Here is a 24,077-nt window from a genome sequence, read left to right on the forward strand (position 1 = left end):
ACAAATGTTTCGTGCCACTGCCATTATTCGTGCAGATAAGGTGATCGATGCTGTGCCTACGGGCCACGCCGTTCTCGAACGCGATGAACGTCATTTGCGGCGCAAGGCCATCGTTCTGGAAGGCGGCGAGAAGGTGCTCGTCGATTTTGCAGAGCCAATCGTGCTCGAGCACGGCGACCGGCTCGTCCTCGATGACGGACGCGAGATCGAAATCCGCGCTGCAAGCGAGGAACTTTACGAAATCTGCGGGCGTGATCCGCTGCATATTGCCGAACTCGCCTGGCATATCGGCAACCGCCACCTCGCGGCCCAGATCGAGAGTGATCGCATCTTCATTCTTCGCGACCATGTCATAAAGGCGATGCTTGAGGGGCTTGGTGCAACGGTTACGGATGTAACGGCTATTTTCAGTCCGCTACGCGGCGCTTATTCCGGCGGCCATTCGCATCATGACCATGGGCATGACCACGATCATCATTATGGTCATCACGAACACGATCATGAACATCATCACCACCACCACGACTGATACCACCACCGCTTTGCTGCGGCTGATGGCCTGGCTGTCGCCCGTCTTTCCGGTGGGATCGTTCAGCTATAGTCATGGGCTGGAGCGCGCAGTCCATGACGGCTATATCGCAGACACGGCCACGACGGGCGATTGGCTGCGCTGGCTTGTAACACGTGGCTCCGGCTGGAACGACGCCGTGCTTTGCGCGGAAAGCTGGCGGCGTGCGGTTACCGAAGGCAATCTTGTCGAAGTTGCAGAACTGGCCGAAGCACTGGCCGGTTCGCGCGAACGTCATATGGAAACGATGCTGCAGGGCGAGGCGTTTCTGGCTGCAGCCCGAAGCTGGCCCAGCTCCGCATTCGACCGCCTGCCAGCCGATTGTCCCTATCCGGTGGCAGTCGGTGCCGTAGCGGGCGGCAACGGAGTATCGCTTGGATTGACACTCGCCGCCTTTCTGCAAGCCTTCTGTATCAATCTTTTGCAGGCATCGATCCGTCTTTCGGTCATGGGGCAAAGCGGCGTGACTGCGACAATGTCAGACTTGGAACCGGTTCTCGCCGAAACAGCGGCGCGAATAGAAAAAACTTCATTGAGTGACCTTGGTTCCGCGACTTACATTAGCGACATCATGGCCATGAAACACGAAACCCAACATTCGAGGCTTTTTCGCACATGACACAGAAAAACGGACCCTTGCGTATAGGCATCGGTGGACCGGTGGGATCGGGAAAGACGACGCTGACCGAAAAGCTTTGCAAAGCGCTGCGTGATAAATACTCGGTCGCCGTGATTACCAATGATATCTACACGCAGGAAGACGCTCTCATTCTGGCGCGTTCTCAGGCTTTGTCCGAAGATCGGATCATGGGCGTCGAAACAGGTGGATGCCCGCATACCGCAATCCGCGAGGATGCTTCGATCAATCTGCAGGCAATTGCCGAAATGAACCGGCGGTTTCCCGATCTTGAGATCGTCTTCATCGAATCCGGGGGTGACAATCTCGCAGCCACCTTCTCACCTGATCTGGCGGACCTGACGCTTTATGTCATCTCTGTTTGTCAGGGCGAGGAAATTCCGCGCAAAGGCGGTCCGGGTATCACGCGGTCAGATTTTCTTGTAATCAACAAGAGCGATCTTGCCCCTCACGTTCATGTCGATCTCGATATTATGCAAGGCGATGCGGCACGCATGCGCGGCAAGCGTCCATTCGGTTTCACCGACCTCCATCGCGGCAAGGGCGTGCCGGAAATCATCGACTTTATCGTTGAGAATGGCGGACTGGAAGCGCGCTGATTACGGCTGGCTGTTGAGCCGTTTGCGGGCCTCGCGTTGTGAGGCCTGCAAATCAATGATTGGTTTGGGATAGGTACTGCCCAACGCAATTCCAGCACTGGCCAGCACATCACTGGGCGCCTCAAATGGCTTGTGCAGCCATTTGTTCGACAGGCCGGATAGCTCTGGCACCCAATGCCGGACATATCGTCCCTCGGCATCGAATTTTTCACCCTGCAGAATTGGGTTGAAGACCCGGAAATAGGGCGCAGCGTCCATGCCGCAGCCTGCCACCCACTGCCAGCTTCCCGGATTGCTGGCGACATCACCATCCGCGAGCGTATCCCAGAACCAATCTTCGCCTTTCCGCCAGTCGATGAGCAGATTCTTGGTGAGAAAAGATGCCACGAGCATTCGCACACGATTGTGCATCCATCCGGTGTCCCAAAGCTGACGCATACCGGCATCGATGATGGGAAAGCCCGTCTGTCCGCGTCGCCACGCTTCGAATGCAGCCGGATCATCGCGCCATGCGATGCCGGAGAGGGCGTTACGCATATCGTACTGGCTGATATCTTGGCGGTGATAGAGCTGGTGATAATTAAAATCGCGCCAGATCAGCTCTGACAAAAACTTGTCGCCGCCAGCGCGTGCCGAATGATGCTCGTCCATAAACGCCAGCGTGGCATACCACGCCTGACGCGCGCTGATTTCACCAAGCCGCAAATGAGGTGAAAGTCTTGAAGTTCCGTCGATGCCGGGAACGTCGCGATCCTCGGTATAGGCCGACAGCATGTTCGCCAGAAAACATGTCAGGCAGTCGCGCGCCGCGTCTTCTCCAATATTCCAAAGCCCATCGAACTTTTTCGCCCAGGAAGGAACGTTGGGCGAATAGCAGGTTTCCTGTGTTGGTTTGATATCCCATTGCCTTCGAGAAAGCGGGCGGGGAACATGGTGGTGGCGCAACGCTTTGGCGAAAGGGGTGAAGACCTGATAGGGCGTATCGCTGGCCGTCCTGAGTTCCCAGGGCTCAAGAAGAAGGTTGCCAGGAAATGAGCTTACACCGGTTCCGCTCTCCTTGAGTTGTGCCTTCAGTTTTGCATCGAGTTCACGCTCCGCCGGTGCGTAGCGACGATTCCAGAACAGCTCGGTTATGGCCAATTTTGCAATCAGGTGAGGAAGGATATTCCTCACATCACCAGTCTCGATGAGAAGTTCGATACCACGATCAGCGAGCTGCTTTCCTATCGCTTTCAGGCTCTGATCGAGCCACCACCGCGCTGCACCGCCAGGCGCGCGAATCTCGGCAAGGGTCTCATGAACATAAACCGCTGTGATATGCCCGCCTGTTTCGGCGGCTGCATCCAGTGCGGGATTGTCGTTGATTCGAAGATCGTTACGCAGCCAGACGAGCGCGTGATGCTTCATGAGAAAAATTCCACTGCAGAAATGTGATGCCGATAGGTCGAGCCACATATAGCGGAGAGAACAAAAACGTCACGAAGTCGCAATCAGTCAATTCGGAAAATATGCAAAGCAATGTGTAAGCATGTTCGGCTTGCGCCGAAGCAAATCACTGAATTGTCTTGAGAAAAATGGCGCACCCGAAAGGATTCGAACCTCTGACCCCCAGATTCGTAGTCTCCCGCAAGAGATTGAATTAAAAGGGCGGCGTTCCCATTAGGCAAGGAAACTATAAGCGGCGGGTAGGAACGTCAACCCGCCGCTTATTTGTGGAACCACCCGAGCATTTTCAGAACGTTTTCATAAAGCGAGACGACGCCAACGATAACGGCCAAGATCGTGAGAACTGTCCACTTGCCGACGCGGCCAAGCGTGCGGACGGTCGCATAGAACTGCATGGCATCTTCGAGGGTTTCAATATCGTCGTCATCCAGCTTTGACAAAAATTCCTTTGTCCGCTCTGGCAATTCAACGAGGCGATTTGCAGTCGGTGCATCGTTGTCCATCGGCATCATTTCCAGCAGCCCGCCTTAACCCCAAATCGATTGTGTGCCGCCACCTGATTGGCGAATGGTCGGTCAGTCGTCAGAATGTTCACCGACGTATCCAGACTTGGCCGAAGCTTCTCGAACCCGGCGCACGCACTCAGGGAGTTCGTCGTCTGGCAGCCCGTAATCAGCGCAAAGAGCGGCAGCGTCAGCAGCGTCCACTTCATTTTTGATTACCCCCTTGTCCTGGTAATATTTGACGGTCGCAGCCAACGCATCGGCTGAAGCCTGTTTCTTGCCGTCACTTACGCCCATGCCGTGAGCGACGAACCCAGCGAGGACAGCGCCAGCCAGGGCTGCGGCACCCATCTTGAGAATGTCAGCGATACCCAACATCACGCCGCCGCCTTCTGGCTGAGAACGAACTTCCAGAGACCAACCCCGACGCCAACGACGAGGCCGATTGCAAGCGCCCATTGAACGGGACCGGACCCAGCCGCGAAGGCTCCAATGGCGGACAGAACGCCGGTAAGCGGCGCCCATGCCTCTGGCTTCTTCAACGTCTCGACGATCGATGTGTCTTTCGGGTTGGCCTTTGGCGCACCGGCGGGGTCAGCGACATTCGTCGGCGTGACAGTTCCCCGGCGGGACATTGCGATCGCGTTGCCTACAACACCCGACGTCGTTTTCCACTGGCCTTTGGGGTCGACGCCGGTGATGCGGATCGTCCAGCCGCGACCATTGGCAGAGAACCCTTGCTTACCACCGATACCGCGCAGAAATCTCATGTACGCGTCGCAATAATCGCGGATCAGTTGTTCGACACCGCCACGATAGGATTTGACTGCGGCAACAGTCTGAACGCCTACGACACCATCCTGAGTAACGCCGACGACAGACTGCAAAATCTTGACAGCGCGCGAGGGGCCGGACATAACGCCGGAGTTGAATACCGCATAGTCGAGGCCAGAAGGAAGAAGGTCGCCGCCAGACTGTAGCCAATAGGAGCGCCGGTAGATTTCCTCGGCCTCCTGGATCGTCATGTCCTTGACCTGTTGGGCGGTCACGGACGGAACGCCGCGATATGCGGCAAGTGTCCGATGGGTTATTCCGAACTTCGTCGGGCCGCCGCTGTCGGTAGCGCGGTTCGAGTAGCCGCCTTCGTCACCGAACAATAGCTTGAGGGATGGTTCCAAATTCTGGCGAGCCATAACGCGCGCTCCTGAGTTCTTCCGTTGTCCGGAAAATCACAGGATCGGGCGACCGGCGCAAAGCACACCATTCGGCAAAGAAAAAACCGCCTCAGTGGGCGGCTTGGTTAGTTCAGGTATTGAAATGAACTATGGAGCGGCGTGGGTTGCCGGGTCATTACGCGGCGCTCTCGATACTGAAAATTTACGTCCCATCCGTATGCCCCATTGCTCCACATGCTTTTCCAGATATGTTGCAACCGGGATTGAAAGAGCAGTGGCCACCAATCCCACCAACAGACCAACCTCGACAGGTCTGTGCTGATAAATCGCTGATTTTCCGATCAGCGACCAAATAATCAATAAGAAAAGTACATTTACGAGGTAAAGGCTGTAACTAATACGTCCCAAATGCTGGATGAATGGGAGACGAAGCGCCGCACGCAAACCGCCTGTATGCTGCGCGTAGCAGATAGACCCTACCAATGCGGCGCATAGCAAAACTTGTGCAACTATAGCTGATGGGGCAACCAACATAACGCCAACCCGACAAAATAAGAACAGAAAAGCAATGCCCCAAATGGCGGCAGGAGAAAAACTAGAGAAGTAAGATCGCCAACCCGGCTCTGCTATTACTATTCCCATCACGAATGCAATAAGCCAATGTTCCATTTCTGGGATATGAAAAGTCAATGCTGGTTCGTTTATCGCCAGCAACGCGTAAACTATGCAAAAAAGTAAGCCTGATATGCCAAATTTACGCCGAATAATGTAGAATATTAGAATGAATGGTACAGCCAATATCTCCAATTGTATTGTGTAGGATGGACCTATCCAGACATTCTGTACCAAAACCGCATTACGAATAAAGTTTTCAAAACTTGGCAATGGGAAGCCGTTCCAACCCAGAAGATAATAAACGTACGATATAATCCAATACATTGCCAAAACAACTACGAGGACTGGATACAGCCTAAGCAACCGCCGTATAATAAAGTTTAGAGCGGCTTTCGCATCAATCTCACCCGCCCTATTTAGGGACAACGTCAGAACGAACCCACTTAGAACAAAGAAAAGCATTACAGCGCTATGACCGTTTAAAGCCAGGAGCACCAGCTTGGTTATTTTATCGCGTAAAGATTGCAAATCCTGTATAGGCAAAAGTAGTGTTGTGGACGCTAAATCACCTGCGTACAAAATGGAATGGTAAAATACAACCGCAGCCGCGGCTAGGCCCCTAAGACCATCAATCTCATTGCTTCTAATAAAATCTTGACCCGCCATAGTCAGCATATGGCGGGTTTGTGTCAGCTTCGTCAAGCGATTATACGGTGGTAACGCCAATGGTGCTCGCAATTGGCGTTCCGTTATCAGGCGTCCAAGAAAATGTTGCACAGCTTGCTGCATTCTGGAAAAGAGAACCAGATGTATTCCCCCTGGCAGTCACACCAACTCGCTTGTTCCTGGCCCCGCCGTCGTCAAGATAGCCATAAGCGCCGTTATTCTTGGAATATCCGCCTAATATGCTGCAGTCCGAACAACCGGACATTACGGACCCACTGCCAAGATTATTCTCGCCTTCAAACGATAGTACCGTCACATAAGAACAACTTTGCTGGATAAACCCGCTTTGGGCTGGAACTGCGTTTGTAAGGCCAAGTGCACCATAGGTTTTAATCTTACTGAAGGTGCTATCTTTTACTCGTGTCATTGTAATCGGCGCTCCGAGCACTTGGAACCCTTGGATTATTTCAACCTCACAATTGAACACATCAGTCATAAGAACCCCGTGTCCGGTAGAATTGTCGACCAATATTCGTCTACCATAAATAGACCCGCGACCGGTTGAAACGATGCCATCAATAATAACACCATATGCACTTGGCTGATGGGCAAGACTTCCCGGCACCTGGCCGACAACATCAATCTTGTTAAACTCGAGGCCGATCATATCCCCAAAGTAGATACTGTTCCAAGTAACCACAGGACGTCCACCTGCAACATTATAGGTATTATCTACCTTGATGTCGTTCCAGTTAAAGAACCCACGCGATCGACGAGAGTATATTTGTCTGCCGCGAGTGAAGTAACAAAGCGTGTCTCCTATCGTGAAATCAACCACGTAGTTAGACGCGCTATCTTCCTCCTTATAGGCAAACCCGCAATCCTTGGCGGTTATTCCTTCAATGCGAAGACCGAGCACAATGCCGGAAGATGTATTAATCAAAATTGCCCCTGATGTATTCGGTGCCGCCTGCCCATCGTATAGGAACAAACTGATCCGAGCATACTTCCCGGCGACAGCACCGGGCAGAACTCGGATCGCACATGAAGCTGTGTCTTTAATCTTCCACGTAGGGCATCCAACTGTAGAGATCACATGACCTAATGCAGGATTTATATCAATATCTCCCGCCACAAAGCCGGTATCAGTACGAGGGATGAAAGCCTCTTTGCATACAGACAAGGCCCCGCGTATAGCCGGGCTGTCGTCTGTAACGCCGTCTAATTTTGCGCCGAACGCCGTTACACTTGGTACGCGCATCGGAGCATAGACACGCTCCCAATAATATCCAGCTGTGTTGCTGACTACGTAGACGCCTTCCTGCGTGTCCGCTACGGGTGGCGAACCGGCCTTAGAAATGAATGTGCCTTCCCGCCCCGCTTCGGTAAGGTATACCGATTTGAAAACAACGGATAACGCCTTCAGAACAGTACGAGTTGGGACGGATATCGTCGTCGTGCGAAGATCGTAACCGCTGCCGTCGGGCTTTACGACTAGCGTCTGGCCAGCATTTCCGATTGAAACGGACGGCAGATTAACGCCAGCAGCGGCAGCCACAGCCTCATCACGAGCTTGCTCGGATTCGTCTTTCGCCTGCTGAGCAGCAGTATTTGCAGTTTCGGCTTTAGAGGCTGCCGTTTCGGCTCGCTCTGTTATATCGGTGACCTCATCAATCATCCCGTCAATGCGGGACGTGTTGTCGTCGGTATCACGACGAAGCTCTTGCAGCGTGATTTCCACGCGGTTCAAGGAATAATTGTGATCTTCGATCTTGAGGGGAGCGCCATTCTTGTACTGATCAGTGCGGCGCGGTAGTCGATAACCGTCGATGACAACATCACCAATAATGCCGGGGCCAGTAACATTGATGGCGGCATCCGTCGCTATGCCGTTGATGTATGTTCCGCTCACCGTAAACGAAAGAAAGGGCTCACCATCTAAGGTGACGCGCAAATCGTCGTTGTCGAAAATCGGATAGCCGACAGGGAAAACCGTTGTCGGCGTCGTTGGTTGATAAGTTGTGCGGCGCGTGGATTCAGAGATCGTAACCATGCCCGCGAATATTCACGCGCGGGCATTTTCCAGCAAAGCACAGGTCAGCGTTGGAAGCCCGGTGAACGTGCCGGAGACGTTTGACCTGGCGACCACCAGAAGGTCTGTCCGAAGTCCTTCTTCATTCGCTTTTCATACCGGCGGAAGGACTTCCGGTAATCCGGGTCAATCATCGCCTGTATCTGATCGAAAACCATACGATCGGTCGCAAGCTTGGTGTACCAGAGCGACGAGCCGGGCGTCCAACCCTTCATGTATTGTGCAAGCGACTTTCCGCTGAACCCGTTTTTCAGGAAGTCAGCCGTCGAAATTATCGCCGATGGACCGGGGCCTGCGAGAAATTCCGTGACGCCAGCGCCACCGCGCGAGACAGATGAATTCACGAAATCGCCCATCATGCCGCCACCGCCGCCACGAATAAAAGCTTCTGTCCAGAACTGCGGGCGGCTCATATCGTTGGGGTCGCGACCCGCGATAATCGATTGCATCTGAACCGTGAACGCACCGGCAACAGTCATGAGCGCAAGCAGCTTCGACGTGTAAGCGGCTTTCGACCACATTCCATCCTGAGATGCGGCGCGCATCATGTGCGTCATCATGTAGGTCATGGGGAAACTTTTGAATTGAGTGGCTGACCGAACGGCCTCGCCCAACACGGTACCGCGCTGCAAGCCGCCGGACATAGCGCCGCGAATACGCGCATCGGGTTCGAGCACTGCCATATGCCGCTCGTCGATGATGGCCGACATCAGCCGGTCAGCAAGTCGCTGATCTTCGACTCCATTCACATCGAAGAACCGTGCGCCGTCCGCTTCGAGTTGCGGCGTGACGCGAAGTTTGTCCCAATCAGCCGCCGTAAACCCATATCGTTCAAAGAAACCACGAAAAAGCGGGTCGAGGACTTCGAACTTCTTGTCGGATTCGCGCGCGATAGCCCCCATGAACTCCATTGAGAAAGCACGCTTCAGACCCTCCGTCCAAGTGTTGAGGCCGCTCGCGCGCATAATCGTATCAGCAACGCGGGCAGTGATGCCCTGTCCGACGATTTCATCGGCAAAGCGTTTCGAACCCAACGCATTGTCCATTACCATATTCGCGGTGAGATTTACTTGACGCGCAATGGCTTCGGCCTGTTCGTCGTTCGCCAAGTCTTTCACCAGTCGACCAAGTACAGCCGTCGCCGGGATGCCATTGTGATTGGCTGCGAACGACATGGTGAAGCTGTCGCCGGGGAGGGCCGCGATTGTCGCCGAGCCGAGCCGGGAGGCAGTCTGAATATTGCGCAGACCTCCCCCGATTCCAGCCAGCAATTCATTTTGTGGAACGCCGAGCTTACCAGAAAGCGCATCGAACGTGCGCTGTGCCGCTGCGGGACTGTTCAGGGAAATCACGTTCTTTATACGCTGGCCCTTCGTCAGATTTTCCGCGTCGGCGCGCCGGGCCTTCTCCAGAAGCGTGTTGAAATTCTGCTCATACTTAGGTCCGAGAACTTCGGTAAAAGCGATTTCCTTACCCATGCCGGACAAATGACCGACAAGCGTATTGTAGAGACCGCCATCGCCAACACCGTATTTCTTCATCAAGCGCTTGTAGGCGTCTGGATTATCGAAACGGAAAACGCGAAGCTGGTTTGAAAACCCGCTCGGACCCGCCGCTCCGACGCCCCGGCCCAGCGTAATGTCCTTATAGGCGTTTTGAATAATGCCCGGAATCATCGTCACGGGCGCTTCGCCTTGGCCTTCCTTATCCATCACGCGCATTGTTCCGGCACGCACTTCCTGCATCAGATCGTCAACGAACTCGCGCTCGGTAACGGCCTTGGTGCGCGAGGCATCCCAGAACTGCGGCAGGCGCCAATCCTCGAGAACGGACAAGCGTTTGCCAGCCCGCTTCACGCGGTCGACGGCGTAGCCAGTCGCTTCCTGAAATGCCTTTGCTGCGGCCTGCGCAGACTGATCGCCCGTGTCTCGCCCGAACAATTCGTCAACAACATTCCAGATGGACTCCGTATCTTGGCGAAGCCCGGCCATGGTCGAGCGATACTTATCAAGAGTACCGCCCATGATACCGAACAGACGCTTGGTAACGGCTTCGGAATGGCTATCGATATTGATCGCGTTGCCAGTTGCTCGACCGGCTTCCCAGTTGTCGCGGACGAGCGCGCTCATCAGGCCGACAGTCTGCCCGCGAGGGTGTTTCTGCATACGGTCGTAGATTTCAGCCTGCCGGATAGCCTGAACAGCCGCTTCCATTTTTCGCTCGCGGGCGGCTTCCGCCATAACACGCGCAGCTTCAAGAGCACCGGCGGCGTCGGCGGTTGCTGGGCCCATCGCCGGATAGAGCCTATCCTGAATACCATTGTGCAAGGCGAGAGCGTCATCGGCTGCCTTCTGTGTGATCCGCTTAGCTGCAACGAGTTTGGCAAGACAATTCTGGATCGACATTATTTCGCCCCCGGAGCGCGCATGAAGTGTTCAGTATTGCCCATAGTGCAGGCTTCGAGATCGGCAGCCATGCGGATTTCGTCGTCGGCCTCGGCCATTATTTCAGCGATCGAACGCTCGCCAGCGCCGTCGCCCAGATCGACCTTGATATCAGGCATTTCCTCGCCAATGCGGATTGCCTCGCGCAGAACAGCGTCAGACGTGTCTTGAGCCTTGGCCACTTCTTCGACATGTTCTGGCGTCAAACGGTCGTTGGCCACCGCAATCAAATCTTCGCGGTCCGCCTTGGCCAGCGATGTACGGAGAACATCGGCGGATTCCAGCGGATCACCAAAGAGGCGCGCGCCTGCATCGTTTTTCAACGCCTCATCGGCGTAGTCGCGGAGGAACGAAGTGAGGCGCTTGCGGCTGATCGGACGGCGCATATTCTCATCGCCGAACATGGCGCGCGCCAGTATCTTCGATATTTCGTTGGGCCCGCCGAACATTTCAGCCTGGTTGATCAAGTCCGCGACCGGACGGCCTTCGTCGCGCGCACGCATCACCAAACCGACGGCATTCATCAGATCGTCGGTAATATCCATACCGCGAGGAATATCCCCGCGCACTACAGCATCACGCATGATTGCCCACGAACCGGCACTGTCCCCGAGCGCACCCGCCAGAGATTTAATGTTGCTGTCGGCATCTTCGAGCGCGCGGCCCAAGAGCGTTGGCTCACCGTATGCCCGGCCCATAAGAGCCGACATAATACGGCGTTCCCCGGCCTGAGACAGAACGCCAGCCTTATCGACCAGTTCACCTTGTTCAGCACGAGGAAGCTTCTGCATGAAGCCGCGAACGAAATCCCGGTTGCTGATCGTATCGACATCACCAGCATCGCGCAGCTTCGACAAGACCGCATCGTCAATGAGGCGAGCGTCGGCAAGCGCCTGTTCTGCCGCTCCGAGACGCATAGCTGTCGATCGATTTGCGGCAGTCACGAATCCAATGCGCGCCTCTGGGTCGAGATCAGTAATCCGGCGCGCGATAAGCACGGGCTTGTTGAAGCCTTCAATATCGAAATTCTGCGAACGCAGGAAGTTGCGATAGGACTCCGACGCGGGACCATTTTCGAGATACGCCCGGCGCATAGCCATTACGCGACCATTGCCGGATTCGACAAACCCCTCTGGACCGACCACCGGCGCACCGTTGGCGGCATCTGCGGAAGGGCCGAGCCGTTCGGGCTGAAGGTTCGCAGCGATTGAATTAATCTGGTCTTGCGATATGGCTCGGGTGCGGTCTCGCGGCTGAAGCTCAGGAGGAAAGGCGGGATTGATCGACATATCGTCGAGATTGGAGGTGATTAAGTTGTCAGCTTCAACCACTTCGTACTGAACACCAACAGAACGGCCATCCGCATCATATACACGACCGGGCCGGGCATTCGCTTGCAAGAATGCCTCCTGTGGAATTTCCACTGGCTGGCCCCGAAACAGATCGTCGGCAGCCTTTTCAACCGCGGCGCGATAAACAGCGGAACCTTGCGCGGATTTGTCGAAGCGCGCCGACGGTACGGACGCCTCGCGTGTTACAACGTTACCAGCATCGACGAGTTGGCGAGGCCACTCACCGGTGGCGGCGCGGTGCCATGCAGCCGCCAGCCCTTTGATTCCGCTACCGAGCACAGCGCCACCGGCACCCGCCGCCGCAATTTCAGTCAGCGCGTCACGAAATCCGAAATTGGGGTCGACTTCTTGTTTGAAGCCGTAGTTAAAACCTTGGATAGCCGTTTCCGATGACGCGCCGATGGCACCCTCGATGAGTGCAGTGCGCAGAATGCCCGACGCGGCACCGGCACCAAATGCAAGAGAAATGGCATTGATCGGATCGCGCATCGCGCCGACTGCTGTACCGGCGAAACCGCCAATAGCCGAGCCCCAGCCAGTCGAAAGCCCCTGAAGTTTGATGGACTTTTCGCGAGCGGCGCGCGCACGGTCAAGCGTCTGGGCTTCCAATGCCTCCGCGTCAGGGAACGTCAGGTCACTTTCAGGGTTCTCTTTTTTCCAGGCATCGAATTGCCCACGCGCGTTCGCTTCGAGGTCAGCCCGAGGATTGAGGCCGGGGCCAGTAAGCCAGTTTCGAATCCCAATGCCGCTTTCCTGATAAAACCGAGAAATGAACTCGCTCTGGATATCGGCGCGTGAACGCTCGCGGGCGTTCACATTCGCGAAATCCATCATCGACGTATAATCCGCCTTGAATCGCTCAATGAAACCGGGATCAAAACCCTGAACAGGATTTTGTTGGGCGGCCTGTAACGCGGTCCGTTCTTCCTTTGGGTCGACGAGAAGCACCATTACTGGTCACCTCGCAGATCGAGAACGAACGGACCGCCCTTGCTGTCAATCGCAAAAGTCGGCGCGTTCTCCAGTCCAAATTCGAGAAGATACCGCCCATCGCCGACCGCGCGCAGGCGTCCATAACGGCGAAGGTCGCTTGCAGTAATTTGCTGGCCTTCGGACGTTACAGCCCCAGTCAGGCTATCGTCTGAAAGACCGGCAATCGTTTTGTCAAAATCTTCCTGATTCATGCCGTAGCGCGGCGCAATAATCGACTGCCCATTGAAATCGATCATCCCGCCAGTGACTTCATTTACGGCTTGCGTCATTCGCTCCTCGTTGAACTCGCCCGAGGTATCACCTGCTGTGTTGCTCAGATCGGCATAACGGGCACGGGCGGAGTCGAGAAGCGTTTGCCGCGATGCTTCCAAGCCTGCGCCGAACGCTTGAGGCGGCAGAATATCATCAATCGATGCCTGATTGTCGTCTGTCTTTTTAGGCGCATAGTTTGGATTTTCCTTGAGCAGTGCCTGACCGCGTAACACACCTTCAGCGACTTGCGGATTGTACTGGTAGAGCGCGCCCGCACTTGCAGACGTGCGCGAGTTCGCATCACCGGCGAGCGCCGTCATCGTCGCCCGGTATGTCTGCGGAGATAGGTTTTTCGACATGGCGCCAAAGAGCGCGGCCTGTTCGCCCGGAGTGCCCTGTGTCATCACCTGGTTAAGAATAGCCTTATCCTGCGGACGAAGTGCGGACGTGCCCGGCTGGACCATTCCACGCGCCTGTAAAAGGTCGACGGCCTGTTGACGGGCTGCGAATGCTGCGCCCACAGCGTCCGGCCCGGCTGCAAGGTCGATCGGCGGTGTGTTGGGTGCCCACTGGCGCTGTGCAGCGTAGCCAATGGGGTCATTCTTCATCGCCTCGGCCACCCGCTTTGCAGTGCGGTCGGCGGCTTCCATTATCTGTTGCTGTGCAACAGTGGCGCCGTCCCCAGCGTCTACCTTTAGTTCGTCGAGAACTGCGGCGGCTTGCTGCGGCGGCATCGATGCGAACATCGCGGCGGCATCTTCGTTCGTCAGATAGGACGTAACTTCGCGCCGGAAACTCGGATCATCAATGACGGAAAGCTGCCGGGTAAGGAGCGACAGTTCATTGGCGGCGGGCGGAATTCCCTTTGAAATTCCATCTTTCATATCGCCCCAGAGGTCTTTCGCGTCTTGAGTAACGCCGGTGCGGTAGGCTTTGATGACATCAGGATCGACCGTAGGCTGCGACGACGCGACCGCACCTCCGCGCGTGCTATCATCCTCGATATGCCAGTTTTCATTCGAGAGAGGAAACTTGAGGCCGAAATCCTTGGCGTGAGAATGCAACCAGTCAACGACTTCCGGCGGCGCGTTCTTCAGACTTTGACCGTTATATGAAAGGTCAGCTGCCGTGCCATGATTATGGTTGGAGCCCTTCGATCCCGCAACGCCGGGAGGCGGCGCGACCCATTTGCGAGCCTCAGCAACGGAACCGTACTTTTTCAGCGCGTCGTTCCAAAGCTCTGTCTGGCGCTCAACCGATCGGGCGCCAGAATAAATTCCAAGCTTTTCGGAAATGCCAGGAGGCGCAGCCTGGATTAGTGCCGCCAGCTTATTTCCAAAAGCTGCATCCATACCGTCGACGTGGCTCGCGTCCTTATTGCTCCGTGAGAGCAAGAACGCACGCGCTTCGGAAGGCCCCGACTGACCAAAGGTTTTTCCGGTCGGCTGGAAGTTACCAGTCTGGCGAAGCACCTTTTTGTAATAGTCGGCGGATTCTTTTGGGATGACACTATCGTCTCGGCCAGCTGCGAGCCAAGCGTCAGCACGAGCCGCGCCACCGTTATACGCGATAAGCGCCGCTTCCTGGTCGCCACCATATCTCGCCAGTTGCTTGTTCAGATAATGCTCACCATACCGGCGGCCCACATCTTCGCGCTGGAGATAGGCGCGCTGCTCGGCTTCGGTGCCATCAACCGGATAATTGGCGTCGCCAAGTTCCCCCGCAATCTCCGCGCCCGTTGCAGGCATTACCTGTGTGATGCCAGCCGCGCCCTTAGGGGAGACAGCATTCGTGTTACCTCCGCTTTCGACATTTATAACAGCATCGATAAGGCTACCGCCCGCGCCCTGAATGCCATTGGCGGCGGCACGCCCACGCTCCAGCGCAGCGACGCGCGCCTCGGGGCTCGCAAGATTGAACTGCTGAATCGTTTGCGCAGCACGCCGCGAGTTGATGAGGTCGAGAGCACCCGCAACATCGCCACCCCGCGCGAGGTTTGCAATCGTCATGTCGATGTCCGGGTTATCGAGACCAACACCCTCATCAAGCAGCTTCTTGTATTTCGTCGCTTGGTCCTGAATAGGCTTGAGCGCGACTTTCTGCTCCGCGACGAAGCCACTGATGCGTTGCTCTGCAAGTCCTGCATACTGACGGCGTTCCGCCGGAGAAAGATGCAACTTCTCATCCGTTAGGATGCGCTCAGCTTCCTTCTGGGCGGCTTTCACGCCGCCAGTCGTCAGCGTCTTATCGATGGAGCCGATAACCGCTTCGCTCATGTGTCGGGATTCGACCCGCTGCAACTCCATCTGGGCTTGCTTTTCCGAAACCGTAAATTCCGGATTGTCGACAAGCTCCTTATAGAGAGACTGCAATTGGCTTTGCTTTTCCAGATAATCAGGAGTGCCGGTGCCGCCAGCACGCGCAAGGGCGGCCATGTCATTATCGAGAAACTGGATTTCAGTCTTAATGTCGTTCTCGAATATGGAAAGATCGCGCTTCCGCTTCTGCTCAGAAACACCAAGGCCCAGCCGCGATCCTTCCGTCTCCAGCATCGTTTTCAGCGGGCCGCGATACTCCTTCGGCGTATTCGAAAGCAGCTGATCGGAGAACCCCTTCCATGATGCATCGAAAGCGGAAACATCGCCTTTCGCAGCGTTGAAAAGCTCTTGCCCTTTCGTGCGGACATCTCCGGCTACGCGAGCCGCGTATGCTTGTTGTGCGGCACGATTATAGGCCTGGCCTGACTTCGACCAGTTCGAGCGCTGATCGACTTGCAAGGTACCGCTCTCATCGCGATAGACGGCATTCGAACCTTCTTGCTCCGCTCTTATGACGGCTTGCTCCTCGAACTTTGTCCCGAGCGCACCCATTGCATCCGCGATTTGCATATAAGGATTCGCCGCCGCTGCGCCTGAGACTGACGACTGCGGGCCTTGGAATATTGCTGTTCGCTGCGATACCGTGGGGAGACGAGCCATAGTTTACTGTCCGAAGAAATAGGGAAGGGACTTCGCAGTACCGCCAAGCAACGACGTAACGGCGGAATTGCGAAATGTTCGGGCGTCACGTTCTTTCTGCGCCGCATCGATGCGCCTGCTGGCAACATCACGAGAGCGGTTCTGATCACTAACCCGGTCGTTTTCCGCCTCAATAGCCATGGTGGTTGGGCTGTCGGCTGCTACGCCTGTACCAGCACGTATCGCCCGAATATTGTTGATCGTCGAGTTCAGTTCGTCGCGATATCCGGTGTCAATCTGGTTCGCCTGGATGCGGCCCGTTGCGGCAGCATTCAACGACTGTTCGGCCTGCTGGTTGTAGCCAATGGCGCCACCGACGCCAGATATAAGCATCGACCCGCCGGTAAGGAGCGTTGCTGGATCGGCCATTAGATGGTCACCTCTGTCGTCAGTTCAAGCAGTTTGAAACGCCCCGGGATAGTCTTGCTGATCGTGAATTCAGGATCGAAGGAACGGCCTGTCTCGCGATATGTGAAAACGCCCGAGCGTTTCGGCATGGGTTGAGATGTATCCTCGCCGCCAAGCCACGTGCAAAGCACCTTGTTTCCGATCTTGAATTCCTGACAGTCGCGAACTTTGGCATTTACCTTCGACACTTTGCGACGGCGCTGCCGTTGCCCAAATGCTTCACCACCTTCGAAGTCGGAAAGGTTCGGCGTCAGGTACCAGTCGAACTCTTTGCCAACATGAATCTGCGCATAATCCGAAACGTTTACCGCGACGGTATTGCCTGGGCCGACAACGAAGTCGCCGAGATAAAACCCATCAGCAATAACCTGTACTGTCTCGCCAACCGGGAACGGCAATGTGCCGGAGCCGTTGTAAACAACTGAACAATCCAGCTCGCGGTCGACGTCAATGCGTTCGGCTACATAAAGCGGGGTCCCGATTGTCGCGTACATCGTTGAAAAAATCACATCGCCGAAACGAGCGGAGACGGAGTTCACCACGCCGTCACCGTTCCATAAGCGCCAACCTACGAATTCGCGCTCGTTGCTGTACTGTCCGACCACGACGGTGCCGTCGGCATTGACAACAAATATCTGGCGCGCGGCATTCTTCGGTGTGCCGTAATTGCTCGTGAGACTTTTGACCCCATTGAACAAATGTCGATGAAACTGCGAAATCTCGGTGGCGACATACGGACGGGCAGTCTGGCCAGTTGCAGTGATGGCATAGATTCCCGTCAGCGATTCGTCGACGAAAAGAACGCCTTCTGTCACTTCGATCGGTTTGACGTTCGCAACTTCACCCGCATAAATTCTGCGAAACTCAACCGATCCTGGGGTCAGCGGCGTCTCGGCTGAAATCGGGATATAGAACGCGCCGATATCAGTAATGGCAAATTCATCGTAGCCGCCGACAACGTGGAACACCTGACAATCAGCATCGATCAATTCAAATATTGCACCGGAAGCATCTGCGTTCACTTGGAGGTCAAAAGGATCGGACACGGCTGACCAGACAATTGCCTGTTTAAGCTGCGGGAAATTGCTGAAAATTACGCGCTGGCGATCCTTGGCCACACTTTGCGGCCATCCCCGCCGTGATGATATGAATTGCTCGTCCCACTGTGTGGTCGCCCCCGGCGAAACGATTGTTGTCCCGGTGTTGGCAATCGCAGCGTCTGACCCTGGCCCGACCAACCTCTCATCGGCAGCGGGTGCGCGCCATCGATTGGTAACTACGATGGTGACAGTCTTCCCCGGGATATCAATCCCGACGACTTCACCCTGAACGCCTGATATCGTCGTTGAAACGGTCTGGCCAATTGCAAACGTGATTTCGTTTGCGTTGCCCATTGGGTATTGAACAGTCGGGTTCAATGGTTCAAGGCACAACGCCGTGCCCGTAGTGGCGGACGTGACACTTTGAATTCGAAGCTGCTTTCCTGCATATCGGAAAATCACGCCAACATGAGAAGCGTTCAGAACCGCACTGGAAAATGTAACAGTCACGACGCCTGCTTGAGCACTCGGGCGAAGCGTCACGCCGAAGTCGTCAAACCGATAAAACGGAACGCTGACGGTTCCGTCAATCTCAACACGGAAATCGTAGTTTCGGATTGACCATGCTGCAGTGTTCTTGTTGATCTCGATGACTTGCGGGCGCATTCCAGGCCCTGTCACAAAAATCATGTTATCGTTCGATGTCCAGACGAGTTGGTCCAGGATAGCGCTTGTCCACGGCGCCGTGAGCGTTGCAATGGTTGCCCCCGCTTCGTTGCGGATCGTCGCACGTTGATGTGCAAATGTTACGGAATGACGGATGTTTGGCAGCAATCGAAAATCATCGCGCACACCATCATCCTGATACAGATAGCTTCGACCGTTCCGGTTTTCCACACCGCCGGTCCGAAGCGATTGCATATTAAGGGACTTGCGTTCGCCGTACTTGAAAACCTCGGTGTCGTCGCGGCGCTCACCGTCGGGATCAATTTCCCCAGCAGACCAATCACGTTGACGGATGACCTGTTTTGCAATGCTCATACCCGCCTCGTGCGCCGCGCTTCTGCGACTTTGGAGCGATACATATTACGGGCTGGGTTTTGCTGATCGAGGTGGGGCCGGGCCATCATTAGCCAGTCGTCGGCGCGAGCCTCACGGTTATCGGCTTCCTTGAAGTCTTCGTTCAGGCCGCGCAGAATACCTGCCTCAACCCGGAGCGTGAGGATTTGCTCAGCCATTGGATGCCAGATTGCCCCCGGCACCTCACGAACCACCTTGGCATAAACCTCGTCCTCGTAACGGCAACTGAGAATAAAGCCCATGATCTCGTAATCGACCAACAGCACATTGCCGTAATAGATTTCCTTCACATGAAGAACTTGAGGCGGTGCCGGGATACGGAAACAGTTCTCGGGGAACGTTCGAGACTTATTCTCGCTGTCGGGCGCTCGCACCAGTTTTTCGATCGTTGTCGCAAACGGCCAAGTATGCATCGACGACAGGAGTTTGATAGCAGCGTCGAACGCTGTATCCGCGACGACATACTCATCCGAACCTTCGTAAAGCGTGTTTACGCGGTTGTTGCCGGTGTTGATGAGCGCGTTATTGAGAACCGTGAGCTTGTCCATGCGCAGAATTTGGCTGACGCACGGCAGACCAGCAAAGCACAGGGCGGATAAGCGAAAAGGCCGGAGGCGTTGAACCCCCGGCCTTCTGAGCAGCACGTGCCGCGATGGAGATACGCGCCGCGTCAGCCTTTGTTCTGTTCGGCCTTGGCCTTGTCTTCGGTACCGGCCCCAAGCAAATCAGTCTTGTCCTGATCGGTCTTGTCGTTGGAACCCGCATCAGACGTGTCCGTCTTCGCGTCAGCCTTTGGCTGCTTGGCCTTGGGCCAAGGCTCGGCACTCCATTCGTCTGAGTGCTGACGTAGTGCCCGGTTCGCATCGATAGCGGCCATCTCATAGCCTTTGCCATCGCGCTTGAAATAGATCGTTTTGTTATCCGGCATTTTCATATCTCCTTGGAGAAAGGGCGCTTTCGCGCCCCTTCGATTAATACTTGGTGGAAGCCCACGCCTTGAAATTGACCGACGGGGTGGTACCGGCGACGTCGACATAAACGCGGACGTAATCATAAATCACGTCGTTGATGTCGGTGTGGAACGGGACTTCGTATCGACCGATGAGCGAGGTAATTGCGCCGCCTGGCCGAACCGCCGTGTTTCCGAGGTTGAGAACAGCAAGGTTCTCTTTCGCACCCGAGAAATCAGCCGTGTTGCTGCCCTGGATGATGATATTGTATACGTTATCAGCGCCCACAGTGATCGCCGAAACGTCAATCAGCATTACGGCTTCGAAGCGCCCGGCGCCGACCTTGATGATCTTCGCGGAGCCGTCAACAGTTGCTGCGCCATCGGCGGTAACTGCACCGGCATCCTTGAAAATAAGCTCTTTGTCCTGGTTAAAAATCCGCTGGCCCATAGCCAATCTCCTGTCAGAGTTGGCCGGGATCAAACCCGGCCATGTTTCACAAAAGTCGGCTCGCCTTACTTGACGATGGCCGCGTCAGTAATCGAATCCAGTGCCGTCAAGCAGAAGTCACTGTCATCGACGAGGCCGACATCCCAGGAGACATTCGTGCCGTAGAACACATTGTCGGGCTGGAGCAGGCCGAGGTCTTCGGCTTGGATGTTCGTCAACTGAATGCCGTGAAGACCTTCTTCAGTGAACGAAACAACAAAGATCGAAGTCGTCTGCGCAGCGCCGCCACCGAAGCCAACTTCGTTGAATGGCAGAATTGCGCTATGACGATCCTTGGGGTAGCCGGTCAGGATCGGCAGATCATTATAGCTGGTGACCGGACGTCCCATGCTGTCGCGGGTCTGCGAGATATAACCGCCGATGGTGGTGTCACGCATCGCCCCGATGAAGCGGCGCTTCAAGGCGCGGCTCATGATGAGGTGCGTCGGGTTCGTGGTGTTGTCGATCGCTTCATCAAGCGCAGCAAGTGACAGAGCAGCACCACCGGAAGCAGTCGAATTGTGAATGCGACGGCCATTGGCAACCGTTGCACGCGCCTTCACACCGTTGAATTCCTTCGGGTTCGACTTGTTGTCGCCATTGATGAAGGTGTCAGTAAAGAGCGTTGATTGGCGCTTCATCTGCATCGCTTCTTCACGGGCTCGGCGTTCCGGGCCGTGGCGGCGGATGATTGCCTTGTCGACCTTCAGAATAGTGTCGATAGGAAAGCTGGTTTCCTGAAACGGCGCAATCTTGCCCTGGGATTCGCTCGCGCCTTCATTGATGGCGCGGAACTGCGCATTACCGATATCGGTTTCGCGATAACCTTCATACGAGCCGCCGGAGAAACCGGAGAACGGAAGGGCCGCAACGATGTCGGAATGCTCCGCGAAAGTCTCGATCAGAGGACGTTCGATGCTCTTTTTTTCGAGACCCTTGGCATATTCGGGAAGGGTAATGGCTGGCATTGGTGTTTTTCCTCAGCAGTCGGTCAGAGCGAACGGGGCATGATTCCGCGCGCGTAGTTGATCCGTTCGGTTGGCGATAGTTTCTGATATTCTTCATCAGAAAGTTCGGCTGGTGTGGCATCGCGGCCCCCGTTCGGATTGCCCCGAACGTCTCCTCGGACAAGGCGCTGTAGCGCCTCAAAAGCTTCAACCTGTTTGGCGGTGAACATCATGCCGCGTAGGGCGCCAGAATACTCCTTGCCGATCTTGGCATCGAGAAATGTCGTAACCGCGTTGACGCGTTCGGCACCCCGCGAACCAAGCTTTTCGCGCTCAGCGGCTGCCGCTTCTTTCATTTTCTGGTTTTCGCCAATGTCCATATGGACGCCCATGGCGAGAACATCTTCAAACTGTGCCTGCGACCAGTTCTGCTTGTGGGCTACTTCGCGCAAAAACTGTATGCGCTGATCGCTGGCATCCAGAACCAGCTCGCCCTCTGGAACTTCCACACCTTCCGGCAGCTTGAACGTGGCGGGCAAACGGGCCTCGTACTTGTCCGGGCTGTCGGGGACTTGAGCGAGTTCAGCTTCACGGCTGGCCTTGAATGCAACGAGATCGTTGTAAGCGTCTGCCTTGAAGCCAGCCTTTTCATCCCATAGTTCTTCAGGGAGGTAATCGGGGCGCTGTAGCTGTTGATCGCCTTCGACCTTGGCTGCCTGATCGCCACCGTCGCCAGCACCAGCATTGGCGTTTGCGCCATCGTCACCGCTTTGTCCGCCGTCTCCGCCGCCCGATCCTCCGCCATCTTCCGGCGCGAATACTGGTTTCGGACCATACATCGTGGCGCCGAACGTAATACTACCGGCCAGCGGGGCCGTGACGCCTGCTTTTGCGCTGTTCTGGTTGAGGTTTGCTTCGGCGGTATCGTTCATTGTCAGTTTCGGGTCCATCGCTACCCAATCCCTTCATTCCAGCTGTGATCAAATCTGCCGCGAATGTGCGGCGACCATGCTGGACGTGCAAAGCACAGGTCTCGGGAACACCGATGGCTTCCAATTCTGATTGTAGATATTCGAGGAACGGGCGGGCTTCTTTCTGCCGGAAAATCCACCGGATAGAGTTCTGGACTTCCTCGTCGTGAAGCTTAGCTTGCGCCATTGTCGCCACCTTCCGGCCCGCCTGCGCCGCCGCCCATTTGGCTCAATATGCCCTGCACAAGCTGATTGGTTTCCCGTTCATCGCGGAGCACTATGACTTCATCTTTCGATAGCGATTTCATCTTGTCCATTGTAGCGCGCTCGTTGATGGCGGCCTGAGAAGTCATCGGGAAGTATCCCTTGAAGGCATTCAGGAGATTGCCAGCTGTCTGGAGCTTCTGTGCGTCCTGCGCCTGCGTTGCCGGGTTGTTCGGCGTCACCGTGATCTTGCTGCCGTTGACCTCAATCGGGTCGAGCTTTCCATCCTTGTCGAGCAGATACTCGAACCGGCGGAATACCTCATACGGGCCCTCTCGCCAGAACTTCAGTCCTGGCGTGCCGATACGGCGCTGCGAGCGGACCATCTCATCCATCCACTGCGTTGCCGATGGCGGAGTGTCGCCGCGCTGTTCGGGATAGTCAGCGAAGAACTTGCGGCGGACCTTCTTTTCCAGATCGGCAACCGTATAGAACCCAAGATCGGCATCGCCGCCGAAATAGAGCTTCTCGATTTCGCCGCGCTGCCCCGGCCGCTTCGGATAGCCCTTGCCGGATTCCAGTCCACCCTCAAAATTCAGTATGCCGTCGTCGGGATATGCGAAGGGCGGCGATAGAGCGAGGTCGACATGATCCTGTGTGGCGGCCGTAATCACATCAAGAATGCGAAATTCCTGCAAAGACTTGATCGCGGGACCGTTGCCCCAGGCATGAAGCTTGTCAGGAGAAAGGCGCGCAATGATAAGTGGCAGGCAGCCAAGGCCGGAAAGCGTGGTGTGATGAACAAGCTTTCGATCAACGAGAAGGACGTGAATCCAGTCGTCATCGTGCGGCTTGCTCCAGTCTCGCCAGAAGCCCCAGGCAATTTCGATCTTGGCTTTTGAATTGCTCTGAATTTTCCGTTCAACGTCGGCGGGTAATTCCTGATCGGGTAATACCGACCGAATTTTGCTGGCAGTGACATGGCGAACGCGAAAACGATCGTCGATCTCGCCGTCAGGTCCGACATTGAATTCTAGCTCGCGCGTCGGAACGTGTTCGGCGCGGTATGGCCTGCCACCGCCGGGCGCATCAATCCACCAAGCGACAGTTCCAAGCGAGGCGTCGGGGTCGAGCGATGTAGCCAGTTCGGCATTGAAATTCGAAGCGTTGATCGCTGCAAAGACCGTGGCGTCGTAAACAGGCAGCAATTTCTTGAGATCGTTCATTTCGGCTGAATTTTCTTCGATCCCCGCAAGAACCGCCGCCTCAGCCGTGCTTTCCGCCCATCGAACATTCTGAGGGAAGAATGCCGAAATCAGTTCAGTCGCGAAATCTTCACTTACCTCTGGGCCGATCCCTGTCGCCAGATCGTCAACGTCTTCGATGCGCTTGGACGGCGCCGATCGGGAAGAAACGTCGCGAGACAGGCGAGGGCGGGTGAAGAAATAGGACTCCTGCAAGTCCTTGACGACTAAATCCTTTTGCCCGCGCGCATCCTGTAAACGTGAATTTGCCTCACGTTCGAGGTTCTTCAGCGTTTCGTCTGGAGCGGCGGGCTTTGAGGTTTTCGCCATGTCGATCAACGCATGATAGGCGCGGTTGACGAGCGAGTGCCATAACGACGCATAG

20 protein-coding genes are annotated in these 24,077 nt (G+C 55.6%); 3 read left to right on the forward strand and 17 right to left on the reverse strand.

Going from position 1 to position 24,077, the window contains the following annotated elements; genetic code table 11:
• Positions 1–4: 4 nt before the first annotated feature.
• Genes ureE through ureG form a run of 3 tightly spaced genes read left to right on the forward strand, consistent with a single transcriptional unit; the run spans position 5 to position 1,804 of the window.
• Positions 5–529 carry an urease accessory protein UreE gene (gene ureE / locus HWX93_RS13685; RefSeq protein WP_176037618.1) on the forward strand — a complete coding sequence of 175 codons (525 nt, stop codon included), beginning with the start codon at positions 5–7 and terminating at the stop codon, positions 527–529.
• Positions 501–1,187, forward strand: a complete 687-nt coding sequence (locus tag HWX93_RS13690) for an urease accessory protein UreF (protein ID WP_109985976.1) — start codon at positions 501–503, stop codon at positions 1,185–1,187. The genes ureE and HWX93_RS13690 overlap by 29 nt, the downstream gene beginning before the upstream one ends.
• Positions 1,184–1,804, forward strand: coding sequence for an urease accessory protein UreG (gene ureG, locus HWX93_RS13695; protein ID WP_010658108.1), 621 nt, complete (start codon positions 1,184–1,186; stop codon positions 1,802–1,804). Before HWX93_RS13690 ends, ureG begins: the two co-directional genes overlap by 4 nt.
• Here ureG and HWX93_RS13700 read toward each other — a convergent pair whose 3' ends face one another.
• The 17 genes from HWX93_RS13700 to HWX93_RS13780 form a co-directional block, all read right to left on the reverse strand.
• On the reverse strand, positions 1,805–3,211 hold the full coding sequence (locus HWX93_RS13700) for a cryptochrome/photolyase family protein (protein WP_176037619.1): 1,407 nt from the start codon (positions 3,209–3,211) through the stop codon (positions 1,805–1,807).
• A 299-nt stretch (positions 3,212–3,510) separates the two neighbouring features.
• Complete coding sequence (locus HWX93_RS13705) at positions 3,511–3,771, reverse strand: hypothetical protein (protein WP_176037678.1); 261 nt, start codon at positions 3,769–3,771, stop codon at positions 3,511–3,513.
• 54 nt (positions 3,772–3,825) lie between these two features.
• Positions 3,826–4,131, reverse strand: a complete 306-nt coding sequence (locus tag HWX93_RS13710; RefSeq protein WP_176037620.1) for a hypothetical protein — start codon at positions 4,129–4,131, stop codon at positions 3,826–3,828.
• Positions 4,131–4,946, reverse strand: a complete 816-nt coding sequence (locus HWX93_RS13715; RefSeq protein WP_176037621.1) for a glycoside hydrolase family 108 protein — start codon at positions 4,944–4,946, stop codon at positions 4,131–4,133. The genes HWX93_RS13710 and HWX93_RS13715 overlap by 1 nt, the downstream gene beginning before the upstream one ends.
• Positions 4,947–5,075: 129 nt before the next feature.
• Complete coding sequence (locus HWX93_RS13720) at positions 5,076–6,245, reverse strand: acyltransferase family protein (RefSeq protein ID WP_176037622.1); 1,170 nt, start codon at positions 6,243–6,245, stop codon at positions 5,076–5,078.
• A gap of 4 nt (positions 6,246–6,249) precedes the next feature.
• Complete coding sequence (locus tag HWX93_RS13725; protein ID WP_176037623.1) at positions 6,250–8,262, reverse strand: hypothetical protein; 2,013 nt, start codon at positions 8,260–8,262, stop codon at positions 6,250–6,252.
• 44 nt (positions 8,263–8,306) lie between these two features.
• A complete protein-coding gene (locus HWX93_RS13730; RefSeq protein WP_176037624.1) occupies positions 8,307–10,706 on the reverse strand; it encodes a hypothetical protein in 2,400 nt (799 codons plus the stop codon).
• Positions 10,706–13,048, reverse strand: a complete 2,343-nt coding sequence (locus tag HWX93_RS13735; protein ID WP_176037625.1) for a hypothetical protein — start codon at positions 13,046–13,048, stop codon at positions 10,706–10,708. The genes HWX93_RS13730 and HWX93_RS13735 overlap by 1 nt, the downstream gene beginning before the upstream one ends.
• Positions 13,048–16,230, reverse strand: a complete 3,183-nt coding sequence (locus HWX93_RS13740; RefSeq protein WP_176037626.1) for a transglycosylase SLT domain-containing protein — start codon at positions 16,228–16,230, stop codon at positions 13,048–13,050. The genes HWX93_RS13735 and HWX93_RS13740 overlap by 1 nt, the downstream gene beginning before the upstream one ends.
• Positions 16,231–16,323: 93 nt before the next feature.
• Positions 16,324–16,728 (reverse strand): hypothetical protein, encoded by a 405-nt coding sequence (locus HWX93_RS13745; protein ID WP_176037627.1) that lies wholly within the window; start codon positions 16,726–16,728, stop codon positions 16,324–16,326.
• Positions 16,728–18,848: a hypothetical protein gene (locus tag HWX93_RS13750; protein ID WP_176037628.1), complete on the reverse strand. Its 2,121-nt coding sequence runs from the start codon at positions 18,846–18,848 to the stop codon at positions 16,728–16,730. Before HWX93_RS13750 ends, HWX93_RS13745 begins: the two co-directional genes overlap by 1 nt.
• Entirely contained in the window at positions 18,845–19,435 is a 591-nt protein-coding gene (locus tag HWX93_RS13755; protein WP_176037629.1) for a hypothetical protein, read from the reverse strand. Before HWX93_RS13755 ends, HWX93_RS13750 begins: the two co-directional genes overlap by 4 nt.
• Positions 19,436–19,557: 122 nt before the next feature.
• Positions 19,558–19,815 carry a hypothetical protein gene (locus HWX93_RS13760; RefSeq protein ID WP_176037630.1) on the reverse strand — a complete coding sequence of 86 codons (258 nt, stop codon included), beginning with the start codon at positions 19,813–19,815 and terminating at the stop codon, positions 19,558–19,560.
• 43 nt (positions 19,816–19,858) lie between these two features.
• Positions 19,859–20,287: a hypothetical protein gene (locus HWX93_RS13765; protein WP_109368271.1), complete on the reverse strand. Its 429-nt coding sequence runs from the start codon at positions 20,285–20,287 to the stop codon at positions 19,859–19,861.
• A gap of 65 nt (positions 20,288–20,352) precedes the next feature.
• On the reverse strand, positions 20,353–21,294 hold the full coding sequence (locus HWX93_RS13770) for a major capsid protein (RefSeq protein ID WP_114214211.1): 942 nt from the start codon (positions 21,292–21,294) through the stop codon (positions 20,353–20,355).
• Between the two features lie 23 nt (positions 21,295–21,317).
• A complete protein-coding gene (locus HWX93_RS13775; RefSeq protein WP_235969110.1) occupies positions 21,318–22,205 on the reverse strand; it encodes a hypothetical protein in 888 nt (295 codons plus the stop codon).
• A gap of 212 nt (positions 22,206–22,417) precedes the next feature.
• Entirely contained in the window at positions 22,418–24,022 is a 1,605-nt protein-coding gene (locus tag HWX93_RS13780; RefSeq protein WP_176037632.1) for a portal protein, read from the reverse strand.
• Positions 24,023–24,077 lie beyond the last annotated feature (55 nt).

It is taken from the genome of Brucella tritici (assembly GCF_902825325.1).
Classification (GTDB): domain Bacteria; phylum Pseudomonadota; class Alphaproteobacteria; order Rhizobiales; family Rhizobiaceae; genus Brucella.

Coding starts and splice junctions, on each gene's coding strand:
- HWX93_RS13710 (WP_176037620.1), bottom strand. CDS start 4,131: ATGTTGGGTATCGCTGACATTCTCAAGATGGGTGCCGCAGCCCTGGCT.
- ureG (WP_010658108.1), top strand. CDS start 1,184: ATGACACAGAAAAACGGACCCTTGCGTATAGGCATCGGTGGACCGGTG.
- HWX93_RS13775 (WP_235969110.1), bottom strand. CDS start 22,205: ATGAACGATACCGCCGAAGCAAACCTCAACCAGAACAGCGCAAAAGCA.
- HWX93_RS13690 (WP_109985976.1), top strand. CDS start 501: ATGAACATCATCACCACCACCACGACTGATACCACCACCGCTTTGCTG.
- HWX93_RS13735 (WP_176037625.1), bottom strand. CDS start 13,048: ATGGTGCTTCTCGTCGACCCAAAGGAAGAACGGACCGCGTTACAGGCC.
- HWX93_RS13700 (WP_176037619.1), bottom strand. CDS start 3,211: ATGAAGCATCACGCGCTCGTCTGGCTGCGTAACGATCTTCGAATCAAC.
- HWX93_RS13780 (WP_176037632.1), bottom strand. CDS start 24,022: ATGGCGAAAACCTCAAAGCCCGCCGCTCCAGACGAAACGCTGAAGAAC.
- HWX93_RS13770 (WP_114214211.1), bottom strand. CDS start 21,294: ATGCCAGCCATTACCCTTCCCGAATATGCCAAGGGTCTCGAAAAAAAG.
- HWX93_RS13760 (WP_176037630.1), bottom strand. CDS start 19,815: ATGCCGGATAACAAAACGATCTATTTCAAGCGCGATGGCAAAGGCTAT.
- HWX93_RS13715 (WP_176037621.1), bottom strand. CDS start 4,946: ATGGCTCGCCAGAATTTGGAACCATCCCTCAAGCTATTGTTCGGTGAC.
- HWX93_RS13745 (WP_176037627.1), bottom strand. CDS start 16,728: ATGGCCGATCCAGCAACGCTCCTTACCGGCGGGTCGATGCTTATATCT.
- HWX93_RS13725 (WP_176037623.1), bottom strand. CDS start 8,262: ATGGTTACGATCTCTGAATCCACGCGCCGCACAACTTATCAACCAACG.
- HWX93_RS13740 (WP_176037626.1), bottom strand. CDS start 16,230: ATGCAAATCGCGGATGCAATGGGTGCGCTCGGGACAAAGTTCGAGGAG.
- HWX93_RS13730 (WP_176037624.1), bottom strand. CDS start 10,706: ATGTCGATCCAGAATTGTCTTGCCAAACTCGTTGCAGCTAAGCGGATC.
- HWX93_RS13750 (WP_176037628.1), bottom strand. CDS start 18,848: ATGAGCATTGCAAAACAGGTCATCCGTCAACGTGATTGGTCTGCTGGG.
- HWX93_RS13755 (WP_176037629.1), bottom strand. CDS start 19,435: ATGGACAAGCTCACGGTTCTCAATAACGCGCTCATCAACACCGGCAAC.
- HWX93_RS13765 (WP_109368271.1), bottom strand. CDS start 20,287: ATGGGCCAGCGGATTTTTAACCAGGACAAAGAGCTTATTTTCAAGGAT.
- ureE (WP_176037618.1), top strand. CDS start 5: ATGTTTCGTGCCACTGCCATTATTCGTGCAGATAAGGTGATCGATGCT.